This window comes from Pseudomonas sp. ZL2 (assembly GCF_054788455.1).
Genome location: NZ_JBGOGX010000031.1, coordinates 1 through 13,522, shown reverse-complemented (window position 1 = coordinate 13,522; position 13,522 = coordinate 1). Strand labels below are relative to the sequence as shown.

Genomic DNA, 13,522 nt, shown 5'->3' with positions numbered 1-13,522 from the left:
CTGCCGTCAATAGTGGCTGACAGACGTCGTGTTCACGGTTGCAACTGATCGTCCAGCTTCATGTTCAGCGCCAGCTTGCTGCCCAGGCTGATCGCCTGCTCGCGCCAGAACAGGTAGCGCAGGGCGTTGTTGGTCTCGCTAAAGTGCAGTGCCAGCTCTTCGGCGGCCTGCATCACCCCGGCCACGGCGGCCAGCTCCAGCCAGTACACAGCAGCTTTGATATCGACGTTGACCGACAGCCCATGCAGCAGCCGGTAGCCGACCTCGAAGCGGCAGCGCGCTTCACCGCGCTGGGCGCCGCGCAGGAACCAGTGATAGGCCTGCTGCAGGTCGACCTGCCATTCCTGGGTATCGCTGTCGCAGATTTCTTCCTCGTAGAGATCGCCCAGCGCTGCGGCGGCGTGTTCCAGGCCACGCTCGAATGCCTGCTGGTAATACTCCGCCGCGCTGGCATAGGCCACCTCGACGCCTTTGCCGAAGTAATGCTGCTGACCAAGGTTGAACCAGGCCGCGGCACTGCCCTGCAGGGCCGCCATGCGCAGCAGGTGCCCGGCCAGGGTCGGGTCGGCGCGCCAGTACTTGCCATTGAGCCAGATCCAGCCCAGATCGTTGAGCGCACCCACGTTGCCTTCCAGGGCCTGGGCGCGCAGGTCTTCGTACTCCGCCTGCAGGTCGCTGGCCTCATCCAGGCGGCTGATCAGACTGAAACTTTCGCCCAGCGCTGCCCGCTGGCTGGGCATGCCGACCCCGGCGTACAACCGCTGCAGGCGGCCGGGCCGGCCGGGCGCAGGGATGATCCGCTCGGGCAACAGGCGCTCAAGCAGTGGGTAAATGTTGCTGGCAGCTGACATGTTCGTCCTCATTGAACTACCCACAGATCCAACAGCGGGAGTGATGAGGCGTGATTCTGCGCACGGTCACGACAAAACCTGTCGCGAACGATTCAGTTAGGGCACTCAACTGCTTCATCCTTGATCTGGATACATAAATGGCTAATTGCCATATCACTGCGCTGGCGCCATGCTACAACCGCAAGCCTAGACAAGGACGCCACCTTTTGCCCTCTGCCACGACACGTGCCACCCTCAGCCGCCAATGGGAGTTGCTGCGCCAGTTGCCCAGCCGCTCACCGGGGATTACCAGTGCCGAGTTGGTCGGTCGCCTGCAGGACGCAGGTTTTTCCATCAGCAAGCGCAGCATCGAGCGCGACCTCAACGAGCTGTCGCTGATCTTCCCGCTGGAGCGTAACGACAAGAGCATCCCGTACGGCTGGCACTGGGCGGCCAACGCCTGCATCGAATTGCGCGGTATCAGTGTCAGCGAGGCCCTGAGCCTGGCGCTGGTGGAAGAAGCGGTACGCCCGCTGTTGCCGGGGAGCATGCTCAAGGTGCTGGACCCGCGCTTCAGCCATGCCCGGCAGAAGCTCGAACACCTGTCGGGGGCGAACAAGGTGGCGCGCTGGCTGGACAAGGTCGCCAGCGTGCGCCCGGACATGAACATGCAGGCCCCGGAAGTGCCCGACAGCATCCTCGAGACCGTGCAACACGCGCTGCTCGAGGAATACCAGCTGCACTGCCAGTACTACTCGGCACATAACGACAAGCTCAGCGAGCTGACCCTCAACCCGCTGGCGTTGATCCAGCGCGGCCAGGTCAGTTACCTGATTGCCACTGCCGTGGCCTATACCGACATTCGCCAGTTCGCCGTGCATCGCTTTCGCAAGCTGCGCATCCTCGACAGCCCCACCGAGGGCCTGCGCGCCTTCGATCTGCAGGCGTACCTGCGCAGCGATGCCCTGCAGTTCGGCGATACCGACAAGATCGAACTGCAGGCCTGGATCAGCGACAACCTGGCCCGCCTGGTGCGCGAGACGCCACTGTCGGCCGACATGCACCTGACTCCGCTGGAAGCTGGCCACCGCCTGCAGGCCACCGTCAGCAACAGCTGGCAACTGCGCTGGTGGCTACTGAGCCAGGGTGACGGGCTGATCGTCGAACAGCCCCTGAGCCTGCGCCGGCAGATTGCCGAAACCCTCAACAATGCCGCGGCGCAATATCAATCGGCCTGAGCCTTTCAGCGCTGCATGCCCCAGCGGCGCACGGTGACACGCTCCAGGGTGTTGAACACCAGGCTTTCGACCAGCAGGCCGATCAGGATCACCACCGCAAGCCCAGCGAACACCTTGTCGGTGTACAGCTCGTTGCGGTTCTGGAAGATGTACCAGCCCAGCCCGCCCTTGCCGCTGGTGGCGCCGAACACCAGCTCGGCGGCGATCAGTGTGCGCCAGGCAAAGGCCCAGCCAATCTTCAGGCCCGAGAGGATCGACGGCAGCGCCGCCGGAATCAGGATATGCACCACCAGGCGCAAGCCGCGCAGGCCATAGTTGCGCCCGGCCATGCGCAGGGTCTCGGAGACCCCGAGAAAACCCGCGTAGGTATTCAGCGCCAGGGCCCAGAGCACCGAATGCACCAGCACGAAGATCAGGCTGTTGTCGCCCAGGCCGAACCAGAGCAGCGCCAGCGGTAGCAAAGCGATCGCCGGTAGCGGGTTGAACATCGAGGTCAGGGTGCTGAGCAGGTCGCGGCCGAACTGGGTCGACACCGCCAGGCTGGTCAGGCCGAAGGCCAGGACGATCCCCAGCAGATAACCCTTGAGCAGTACCACCAGCGACACGCCGACCTTGGCCGGCAACTCGCCGCTGAGCAGGCCGTCATACAGGGCTGCTGCGGTTTGCACGAAGCTGGGCAGCAGCAGGTCATTGTCCTGGTAGCGGGCGATGGCTTCCCAGGCCACGGCCAGGAGGATCAGGATCAGGCCCTTGCGCAGCCAGCCCTGTTGCCAGAGGCGCTGGCCCAGCGGCAGTTCGCGTTCAACGGGGATACTGAGCAGCGGCTCGAGGACAATTTCGTATTCCTGACGCGGTGTAACAGTTGTGGTCATGGCAAAACTCCCGGTCAGTAGGCAATGCGAATGTCGGCGAAACCCAATGCCGGGTCGTGCTCGGCCTGGGCATCGTCGTCGAACAGCAAACGGTGGATGCGCCGCGCCGACGCCTGGAAGTCGCTGGCGCCAAGGCTCTGCAGGTCGTACTGGTGGCTGTGGATTTCGGCGCGCACCCGGCCCGGATGGGGCGACAGCAAGAGGATGCGGTTGCCCACCACCAGCGCTTCTTCGATCGAATGGGTGACGAACAACAGAGTGAAACGCACCTCTTCCCAGAGCAGCAGCAACTCTTCCTGCATCTTGCGCCGGGTCAGGGCGTCGAGGGCGGCGAAGGGTTCGTCCATCAGCAGGATCTTCGGCTGCATGGCCAGCGCCCGGGCAATCGCCACGCGGGCTTTCATGCCGCCCGACAGGGTATGCGGATAGGCATCGGCAAAGCCGGCCAGGCCGACTTTTTCCAGGTAGTGCAAGGCGCGTTCTTCAGCCTCCCTGCGCTTGAGCGTGCCCGAGGCCAGCAGCGGGAACATCACGTTGTGCTTGACGGTTTTCCATGGCGGCAGCTGGTCGAACTCCTGGAACACCACGATGCGGTCCGGGCCCGGGCCATGCACGGCCTGGCCCTGCAGGCGGATCTGCCCTTCCCTGGGCTCGATGAAACCGGCCACCGCCTTGAGCAGGGTCGACTTGCCGCAGCCCGAGGGCCCGAGCAGGACAAAGCGGTCGGCCTTGTCCACTTCGAAACTGACCTGGTGGGTGGCCCGCACCACGCGCTGCGCAGTGCGGTACTCCAGGCTTACGTTATCCACCTGCAGCAGCGGCGGCGTGGCGACGCTGCTCAATTTGCTGACCGTGTGGCCTTGCAATGGGGTGTTCATCCGGCTCAGCTCCCTTGCAACGGTTTCTCGTCCTGGAAGAAATAGTCTTTCCAGGATTCGGGTTTGTGCTTGATCGCGCCCACGCGGTAGAGGAACTCGGCCAGCGGATAGGTGTTCTTCGGCGTCACGCTGAATTCGTACTGCGGGTTGTCGATGATCTTCAGCAACGCCTCGCGATCGATCTTGGCCCTGGTCACGCGGATGTAGGTGTCGGCTGCGGCGGCCTTGTCGTTCTGGGCAAACACGGCGGCTTCGGCCAGGGCTTCGACGAAGGCCTTATAGGTCTTGGGGTTGTCGTTGCGAAATTTTTCGGTGGCGAACAGCACGGTCGGCGAGTTCGGCCCGAGCAGGTCGTAGGTGTTGAGCACCACGTGCACGTCCTTGTTGGCCAGCACCTGGTCCTGGAACGGCGGGTTGGAGAAGTGCGCGTTCAGCTCGGTGCCGCCAGCCAGCAGGGCCGCCGTGGCATCGGGATGGGGGACGGCCAGGGTGTATTTGTCGAGGCGGTTGTACTCCTTGTCGCCCCATTGCTTGGCGGCGGCGTACTGCAGGAAGCGCGACTGCACCGAGACGCCCACCGCCGGCAGGGCAATGCGGTCTTTCTCGCTGAAGTCGGCGATGGTCTTCACCTTGGGGTTGCTGCTGACCAGGTAGTAGGGGAAGTTGCCCAGCGAGGCCACGGCCTTGACGTTCTGCCGGCCCTGGGTGCGGTCCCAGATGGTCAGCAGCGGGCCGACTCCGGCACCGGCGATGTCCACCGAGCCGGAGAGCAAGGCGTCGTTGATCGCGGCGCCGCCAGACAGCTGCGTCCAGTCGACCTTGATGTCGATGCCCTGCGCCTTGCCGTGCTTCTCGATCAGGTTCTGATCGCGCACCACGTTGAGCAGCAGGTAAACAATGCCGAACTGTTCGGCAATGCGGATTTCCCCTTCGGCCTGGGCCGTGGCCGGTGCTACCAGACTGCCGGCGAGCAGGCTGGCACCCAGGCCGATACTGGCCGCCAGGCGGCTGATTGATTTGCGCATGCTGTACTCCTCGAATAATCAGAACGGGGCATCGCCCTGGATGGTGGTGCGGTACAGCTTGCGGCGCAGGTGCGCGGGGCAGCCGCTGGCCAGGTGGATCAACGAGCGGTTGTCCCAGAACACCAGGTCATGGGGCTGCCATTGGTGGCGGTAGATGTTCTGCTCAAGCACGCTGTGGGCGTAGAGCTCGGCGAGGAGCTGCCGGCTTTCGTCTTCAGGCAGGCCGACGATGCGGGTGGTGAAGCCTTCGCTGACGAACAGCGCCTTGCGGCCGTTTTCCGGGTGGGTGCGTACCACCGGATGGATCACTTCCTGGACCTGGGCCAACTGCTCGGCGGTCAGGGCCGGGCGCCAGTTGCCTTCGAATTTGGTTTCGCTGTAGCGGGCAGTGTAGGAATGCGCGGCGCTGCGGCCTTCGACGGCTTTGCGCAGGGCCTCGGGCAGGCCGTCCCAGGCCTTGTGCATGTCGGCGAACAAGGTGTCGCCGCCTTCGCTGGGCAGCTCCTGGGCGTGCAACATCGAACCCAGGCTTGGCAGTTCCTTGTACGACAGGTCCGAGTGCCAGAACTTGCCGGCATCGCCCAGGCCGATGTTCTGCCCGTTTTCGACGATGTTGGAGACGATCAGGATTTCCGGGTGGTCGCTGAGCAAGAACTGCTTGAGCACGTGGATCTGCAGCACGCCGAAGCGGCGGCTGAAGGCGATTTGTTGTTCGGGGGTAATGCGCTGGTCGCGAAACACCAGCACGTGGTGATCGAGATGGGCCCGGTGGATCCGGGTGAAGTCTTCGCTGCTGACCGGTCGGGTCAGGTCCAGGCCGATGATCTCGGCGCCGACGGCACCACTGAACGGCAGGATTTCGAAGGCTTGCTGCTGTGCGCTGTCGATGGACGACAAGGCGTTAGAGGCCGCTGACATGATTCACTCCCACGCAGAGCGCGCCCAAAGGTGCGCGCATCGATCAGAAACTCACGGTGTTCCGTGTTGGTTCGGTCGTGCGGCGCGCCGATTGGTCGGCAGGTACGCAGGGGAGTGACTATAAAGTCATAAGAGAAAGAATTTAAATATCTTTAGTGCATAAGCATATGGTGAGCTTCAGGGCCTCATCGCTGGCAAGCCAGCTCCCACAAAGTCCAACTGTGGGAGCTGGCTTGCCAGCGATGCTTTTAGCGCTCGCGCAGCGCTTCGGCCCGGGCGCGGATGATCGGCTTGAGCAGGTAGCTCAGCACGCTTTTCTTGCCGGTGATGATGTCCACCGAAGCGACCATCCCCGGGATGATCAGTAGCGGCTTGTCGTCGGTGCCCAGGTGGCTGCGCTCGGTGCGCAGCTTGATCACGTAGAAGGTGTTCTTGTCTTCGTCGGTGATGGTGTCGGCGCCGATCTGTTCGAGCTTGGCCTTGAGGCCGCCGTAGATGGTGTAGTCATAGGCGGTGAACTTGACCATCGCCTCTTGCCCCGGGTGCAGGAAGGCAATGTCTTGCGGACGGATGCGCGCTTCGACCAAAAGGGTGTCATCGAGCGGCACGATCTCGACCAGGTCGCTGCCCGGCTGGATCACCCCGCCAACGGTGTTGACCAGCAGCTGCTTGACGATACCGCGCACCGGCGAGGTGACCAGGGTACGGTTGACCCGATCGTCCAGGGCCTTGCCGGTGGCCTGGGCCTTGCTCAGGTCGGTGCGCGCCTCATTGAGTTGGGTCAGGGCTTCGCTGCGGAACTTGCCGCGGGTCTCGTCGATCTTGCGCTCGACTTCCTTGATCGCCGACTCGGCACGCGGAATCGCCAGCGAGGTGGCATCCAGCTGGCCGCGGTTCTCGACCTCGGCACGCTTGAGGCGCAGCACTTCAACCTGGGAGATCGCGCCCTGAGCCACCAGCGGCTCGGACATGCTGATCTCCTGGCGCAGCAGCTGCAGGCTGTTGCGGTACTGGCCCTGCTTGGAGCTGAACTCGCGCAACTCCTGCTGGCGCTGCACCAGTTGCTCCTGCAGGCCGCCGATTTCGTCCTGCAACTGCTGGCGGCGGCTCTGGTACAGGGACTCTTCGTTGGCGGCCTGGCTCGGCGCGGCCTTGCGGATTTCTTCGTCGATCTTCAGCGGCCGGTCTTCGACCTCGGCGCTCAGGCGCTCGACACGCAGGGCCATGGCCAGGCGATCAGCCTCGGTCTCACCGACGTTGGAAACGAACCGGGTATCGTCCAGGCGCAGCAACGGGTCGCCCACTTCGACGATCTCGCCCTCTTTGGCGTAGATCTGCGCAACGATGCCGCCTTCCAGGTTCTGGATCTTCTGCAGCTTCGACGACGGGATCGCCTTGCCTTCGCCACGGGTGACTTCGTCGATAATGGCGAAATTGGCCCAGAGGCCAAGGAACAGGAAGAAGCCGATCACCCCCCAGATGGTCAGGCGCACGATGCGCGGCGCATCTTCGATCAGCGCCTTGTTGACCTCGGGCAGCGGCTGGCCGCTGAGCGATTCGGAACCCTTGAAATACCTGCGCAGGCTGTCCTTGATCTGGCCCATATCCATCTTAAGCAACACTGATCTGCCCCTTCTTCAGCGCATCCATGACGGCGGCTTTCGGGCCATCCGCGACTATCTGCCCGCGATCGACAACGATCAGGCGGTCGACCAGTGACAACAGCGAAGCCCGGTGAGTCACCAGGACCACGGTCTTGTTCTCGATGACCACTTGCAGGCGTTGCTTGAGGCGTTCTTCACCGGTGTTGTCCATGGCGCTGGTCGGCTCGTCGAGCAGCAGGATCTGCGGGTTGAGCAACAGGGCACGGCCGAGGGCGACGTTCTGCCGCTGACCTCCGGACAGGTTCTGGCCCCGCTCGCCAACCTGCAGCTCGTAGCCTTGCGGGTGCAGGCGGGCAAATTCGTGAACCCCGGACAGTTCGGCGGCCTGCAGGACCAATTCGTCCTCCACGTAACGGGCACCACTGACCAGGTTGTCGCGCAGGGTACCGGCCAGCAGCTGGATGTCCTGGGGCACATAGCCGATGTTGTGGCGCAGCTCGCTGACGTCGATCTGGCGGATGTCCACGCCATCGACCAGCAACGAGCCGGCATCGGCTTCGTAGAGACCGACGATCAGTTTGGCCAGCGAGCTCTTGCCCGAGCCGCTGCGACCGATGATGCCGATCTTCTCGCCGGGGCGGATCGATACATTGACGCCCTTGAGCGCCAGGTTCTGCTGGTTGGGGTAGGTGAAATCGACGCCGCGAAACTCGATGGCGCCCTGCAGTACCTGACGGCTCAGCGGGCGTTCTTCGAAGTTGCGCTCTTGCGGCAGTTCCATCATCTGGTCGGTGGAGACCATGGTCACCTTGGCTTGCTGATAACGGGTCAGCAGGCCGGAGAGCTGGCCCAGCGGGCCGAGGGCGCGGCCACTGAGCATGTAGCAGGCAATCAGGCCGCCCATGCTCAGGTTGCCAGCCATGATCTGGTAGACACCGGCGCAGATCAGCGCCACGCCCGCCAGTTGCTGGATCAGCAGGGTGATGTTCATCGCCAGGCCCGAGAGCACCTTGACCCGCAGCTCGAGGCGGCTGAGGGTGCCGATGGTCTGCTCCCACATGTACTGACGTTCGCTTTCGGCGTTGTTGACCTTGACCGCATCGAGCCCGGCGAGGGTCTCGATCAGGCTCGACTGGCGCTCGGATGCCAGTGCCATGGTTCGCTCAAGGGTCGCCACCAGCGGCTTCTGCAGGGCATAACCGATGCCCAGGGCCAGCGGGAAGGCGATGATTGGAATCCACACCAGGTGCCCGCCGATGATGGCGATCACCAGCAGGATCAGCAGGGTGAACGGCAGGTCGATCAGGCTGGTCAGGGTCAGCGAAGCGAGGAAGTCGCGCAGGCCCTGGAATTCATGGATGTTCTGGGCAAAGCTGCCGACCCTTGCCGGCCGGTATTTCATGGCCATGCCGACGATGCGTTCGAACAGCGTGGCGGAGATGATCAAGTCGGTCTTCTTCCCGGCCAGGTCCAGGCACAAGCTGCGCAGGCCCTTGAGGATCAGGTCGAAGATGTAGGCGCCGGAGATACCCAGGGCCAGGACCCAGAGGGTCGAGGTGGCCTGGTTGGGCACCACGCGGTCATAGACGTTCATCACGAACAGCGGTGCGGCCAGGGCAATCAGGTTGATCACCAGGCTTGCGGCGATGGCGTCGATGTACAGCCAGCGGCTGCGTTTGAGGGTGTCACGGAACCAGGAGCGCGCCCGCGGGATCAGGTTGCCATGGTTGACGTCGAACTTGTGCTGCGGCTGGGCGAAGAACACCCGGCCACTGTAGTCGCTTTGCAAGGCCTCACGGCTGACATGCACTTCGCCGCCGTCGCTTTCGCTGAGTAACAGGCGCGCGGTGTCGTCGTTCTCCCAACCCAGCAACACCGTGCTGCGACCGTCCTTGAGCAGGAGCATGGCCGGCATGGCGATGCTCGGGATCTGCTCCAGCTTGCGTTGCAGCAAGCGGCCCTGCAGGCCGGCACGGGCTGCCGCGCGTGGCAGCAGCTCCGGGCTCAGGCGTTGGGCCGGCAACGGCAGGCCGGTGGTCAGCATGGCCCGGCTGGCGGGCTTCTGGTGCAGCACGCAAAGAGACAGCAGGCTGTCCAGCAACGGATCGTCGTGCTGACTGCGTGGATCATGGCTGAGTTGGACTCGACTGACTTCTGATTCCACGCGGGCTCTCTTAACGGTTGCGGTTGGCTATAACAGTGAACCTCAGTTCATGCCTGGCAGGTTCACTTTCGGTTTAAGGTCGTTCTGCACCACAGAGGCCATCGGTGCGACAACACCCTGGCTCTTGAGCAGCTGACCAATGGTCGCTTTGATTCGATACTGAGTAAACAGCTGGCTGTTCTTCACTTCGGTGAGACGGCGTTGGGCAGTGAAGAGTTCGTTCTCGCTGTCGAGCAAGTCTAGCAAGGTACGTTCGCCCAGGCTGAACTGCTTCTGGTAGGCGGTGCGCACACTGTTGCTGTGATCGACGTATTGTTGGGCGATCGGCAACTGCGCATTGGCGTTGTCCATAGCATTCCATGCCAGGCCTAGCTCCTCATTGAGCTGGCGCAAGGCATTGTTGCGAATGTCCAGCGCCTGGTTGGTCAGGTACGACTTGGATTCCAGGTCGGCCTTGTTGCTGCCGCCGGCATACAAGTTGAAGCTCATACGCAGCATAGCCTGCCATTCATTGTTGTGGCCGTTCATGCCATCCAGATCGTTATCGGCCGTCCGTCCGAGTTCTGCATCAAAACGCGGATAGAAAGTAGACTTTGCCGCTGCGTATTGCTTCTCCGCCGCTGCGATATCGGACTCTGCCGAGCGCAGGATCGGGCTGCTCTCGACCATCTGCTGGCGGGCTTCGTCGAGGTTGGCCGGCAACAGGTCGACAAACGGCGTAGGGCTGCTTAACTCGTCCGGCATCTGACCGACCACGCTCAGGTAGTTGGTCTTGGCATCGGCGAGGTTGGTCTGCTCGGTGATCAGGTTGTTGCGGGCCTGGGCCAGGCGCGCTTCGGCCTGATCAAGGTCAGCCAGGCGGCCAACACCACGGGCGGTGCGCAGCTTGATCTGGTCGTAGATGCGCTCGTGGCTGCGCAGGTTGTCTTCTGCCAGGCGGACCATCTCGCGACGGCTCAGGACATCCAGATAGACCTGGGCAACGGTCAGCGCGGTGCGCTCGGATGCACCCAACAGCGAGTAGGCGCGGGAGTTGACGGTGGCTTGCTGGCGGCCGACTTCGCTCGAGGTGGCAAAACCGTCGAAGACCATCTGCCGCAGGCGCACGCTCGACTCACCGCGGTTGAGCGTTTCCCAGCGGTTGCCGGTGCTCGGGCTGTCGGTGCCTTCACGGCCGTAGCCGGCCAGCACGTCGACGCGTGGCAGGTAACCGCCTTTGGCGGCGCGCAGTTGGTAATCGGCAGCGATTCGGCTGTTAACCCCGGCCTGGATTTCCGGGTGTACCTCGAGGGCTTTCTGCATGGCCTCTGGCAGGCTCTGTGCTTGAACGAAACTGGTGGCGAGGACGAAAGGAAGAGCAGTGAACAGTGACGCGCGCATTTAACTTTTTTCCCAGGGACGTCTTGTCCCAAATCACAGCAGAAATCGTTGCTGCATTAGAAAATGGCAACCGGAATGACCTTATGTCGGAAACTTCCGAAGGGGTACTTGGATCGTACGGAGGAAGAGTGGCAGCCGCTCAAATATCAATGTGACATTACGGTGCTGATTGTTTAGGATGGCAGCAGGAAGGTCAATACTTTGGCATAAACTTAATAGCCAACAGTTATCGACAATATATTGACGTCAAAAGCGCCAAACTTACTATTGAAACATTCCATCAGAAAGCGGCAATTCAGCGCCGGCTGGCATGGAAGCCAAATTGAACGGGTAGTCCGGAGAGTCCAATGAGCAGTGTTGTTGCCATCGTCAAAAGCATTGTTGGCCAAGTAATCGCCGTATCCCCAGAAGGGATTCAACGTGTACTCATCGAAGGTGACCGCCTGTTCGCTGGCGAGCAGGTGCTGACCGGCCTGGCCGGCGCTGTCACCCTGGAGCTGGCCGACGGCCGCACCCTGGACCTGGGCCGCGACACCCAGTGGAGCGCCGAGACCCCGGACAGCAGCACTGACCTGGCGGCAGCCACCGCCCAGGCTGCGCCTTCGGTGGAAGAGCTGCAGCAGGCCATCGCCGCCGGTGCTGACCCGACCACCGAGCTCGAAGCCACCGCAGCAGGCCCGTCGGCCGCAGGTAGCGGCGGCGCGGCCGGTGGTGGCCACAGCTTCGTGATGCTCGACGCCACCGCAGGCTCGGTCGACCCGACCATTGGCTTCCCGACCGGCCCGATCGGCTTTGCCACCGGCGCCGCCACCCAGGAACTGGGCGGCCTGGACGATGCCAACAACCCGGCAACCACCACGCCTACGCGCGAATCCGGCCTGACCCTGAGCGCCACGCCGTCGATCACCGAAGCGGGTGGCGTGATCACCTACACCGCCACCCTGGGCCAGCCACCGCTGACCGACCTGACCGTGACCCTGTCCAATGGCCAGGTCATCGTCATCAACGCCGGGCAGACCACCGGCAGCGTCAGCGTGACCATCCCGCCGAACGATACTGTGTACCTGGACGGCAGCGAGATTTCCGCGACCATCACCGGCACCACCGGCGGCGCGGGCCTGATCGTCACCCCGGACACCACCCCGGCAGTGACCCAGATCACCGACACCATCGACACCACCACGGTCAGCCTGAGCGCCAACCCGAGTGTCACCGAAGGCGGTGTGATCACCTACACCGCCACCCTGACCAACCCGGCGCAGACGCCGGTCACCGTGACCCTGTCCAACGGCAGCACCATCACCATCGGCGCCGGCCAGACCACCGGCACCGTCGACGTGCAAACCCCGCCGAACGACGTCTACAACAACGGCAGCAGCGTCAGCACCACCATCACGGGCGCTACCGGTGGCAACTTCGAGAACCTGGTTCCGAACCCGACCCCGGCGGTCACCACCATCAACGACTCGATCGATGACACCGGCCTGAGCCTGAACGCCACCGGCACCGTGGCCGAAGGCGGTTCGATCATCTACACCGCGACCCTGACCAACCCGGCCGGTACCCCGGTGACCGTGACCCTGAGCAACGGCGCGGTGATCACCATCGCGGCGGGCCAGACTGAAGGCAGCGTCACCGTGCCTGCACCAAGCGATGATGTGTATGTCGATACCGGCAACGTCAGCGTGAGCATCGACAATGTCGATGGCGGCAACTTCGAGAACCTGGTGGTCAGCAATCAGCCGGCGGTTACCGAAGTTACTGACACCATCGATACTTCGACTGTCACTTTGACAGCGAACAGCAGTGTGGCTGAAGGTGGTGTGGTTACCTACACCGCTTCGGTCACTGCGCCGGTTACTGGCTCTGCACTGGTTATTACCCTTGCCAATGGTCAGCAGATCACTATTCCTGTCGGTCAGAGCACTGGCTCGGTTGAGTTTGTTGCGCCGAATAACGTGCACACTACCAATTCGGACCTGACCAACAGCATTACCGGTACTACCGGTGGTAATTACGAGAAGCTGGATACCGCAGGTAATCCGGTGACTACCGTTACTGACGGTCCAGGTACTGATGACACTACCGGCCTTAAGCTGACGGCTACCGGTTCGGTCGCTGAAGGCGGCTCGATTGTTTATACCGCCACGCTGACCAATCCGGCCGGCACCGAAATGAAGGTAACCCTGAGCAATGGTGAGGTGATCACTATTGCTGCAGGTCAGACTGAAGGCAGCATTACTGTTCCGGCACCGGAAGACGACGTGTACGTCGATGCCGGTGAAGTTAGCGTGACTGTCACTGGCACTACCGGCGGCGACTTCGAGAAAGTTGCTGTAGATGGCACCCCGGCTGTTACGCAAGTTACTGACACCATTGATACTTCGACTGTCACTTTGACAGCGAACAGCAGTGTGGCTGAAGGTGGCGTGGTCACTTACACCGCTTCGGTGACTGCACCAGTGACTGGCTCTGCGCTGGTTATTACTTTGGCCAATGGTCAGCAGATCACTATTCCTGTCGGTCAGAGCACCGGTTCGGTTGAGTTTGTTGCGCCGAACAACGTGCACACTACCAACCCGGACCTGACCAACAGCATCACCGGTACTACCG

The 13,522-nt window shown here is 62.6% G+C and carries 10 protein-coding genes; 2 read left to right on the top strand and 8 right to left on the bottom strand.

Annotated features, from left to right (window positions below; all coding sequences use genetic code 11):
* Positions 1–32: 32 nt before the first annotated feature.
* The gene (locus tag ABM562_RS19010; RefSeq protein ID WP_134061155.1) at positions 33–851 is read right to left on the bottom strand and encodes a tetratricopeptide repeat protein; all 819 of its coding nucleotides are present in this window, start codon (positions 849–851) and stop codon (positions 33–35) included.
* Positions 852–1,057: 206 nt separating this feature from the next.
* Between ABM562_RS19010 and ABM562_RS19005 the strand changes: the two genes are divergently transcribed.
* Positions 1,058–2,068, top strand: a complete 1,011-nt coding sequence (locus ABM562_RS19005; RefSeq protein ID WP_460422944.1) for a helix-turn-helix transcriptional regulator — start codon at positions 1,058–1,060, stop codon at positions 2,066–2,068.
* 5 nt (positions 2,069–2,073) lie between these two features.
* Here ABM562_RS19005 and ABM562_RS19000 read toward each other — a convergent pair whose 3' ends face one another.
* The 7 genes from ABM562_RS19000 to ABM562_RS18970 form a co-directional block, all read right to left on the bottom strand.
* Complete coding sequence (locus ABM562_RS19000) at positions 2,074–2,940, bottom strand: ABC transporter permease (protein ID WP_233674162.1); 867 nt, start codon at positions 2,938–2,940, stop codon at positions 2,074–2,076.
* Positions 2,941–2,954: 14 nt separating this feature from the next.
* Positions 2,955–3,818 carry an ABC transporter ATP-binding protein gene (locus ABM562_RS18995; RefSeq protein WP_115089491.1) on the bottom strand — a complete coding sequence of 288 codons (864 nt, stop codon included), beginning with the start codon at positions 3,816–3,818 and terminating at the stop codon, positions 2,955–2,957.
* Between the two features lie 5 nt (positions 3,819–3,823).
* On the bottom strand, positions 3,824–4,843 hold the full coding sequence (locus ABM562_RS18990; protein WP_346617770.1) for an ABC transporter substrate-binding protein: 1,020 nt from the start codon (positions 4,841–4,843) through the stop codon (positions 3,824–3,826).
* Between the two features lie 18 nt (positions 4,844–4,861).
* Positions 4,862–5,761 (bottom strand): TauD/TfdA dioxygenase family protein, encoded by a 900-nt coding sequence (locus ABM562_RS18985; protein ID WP_460422941.1) that lies wholly within the window; start codon positions 5,759–5,761, stop codon positions 4,862–4,864.
* Between the two features lie 248 nt (positions 5,762–6,009).
* Entirely contained in the window at positions 6,010–7,371 is a 1,362-nt protein-coding gene (locus ABM562_RS18980; protein ID WP_166675625.1) for an HlyD family type I secretion periplasmic adaptor subunit, read from the bottom strand.
* A gap of 1 nt (position 7,372) precedes the next feature.
* On the bottom strand, positions 7,373–9,529 hold the full coding sequence (locus ABM562_RS18975) for a type I secretion system permease/ATPase (RefSeq protein ID WP_115089494.1): 2,157 nt from the start codon (positions 9,527–9,529) through the stop codon (positions 7,373–7,375).
* Positions 9,530–9,571: 42 nt separating this feature from the next.
* Positions 9,572–10,909: a TolC family outer membrane protein gene (locus tag ABM562_RS18970; protein ID WP_115089495.1), complete on the bottom strand. Its 1,338-nt coding sequence runs from the start codon at positions 10,907–10,909 to the stop codon at positions 9,572–9,574.
* 347 nt (positions 10,910–11,256) lie between these two features.
* Between ABM562_RS18970 and ABM562_RS18965 the strand changes: the two genes are divergently transcribed.
* On the top strand, positions 11,257–13,522 hold a 2,266-nt coding region (locus ABM562_RS18965; protein ID WP_460422939.1), incomplete at its 3' end, for a retention module-containing protein.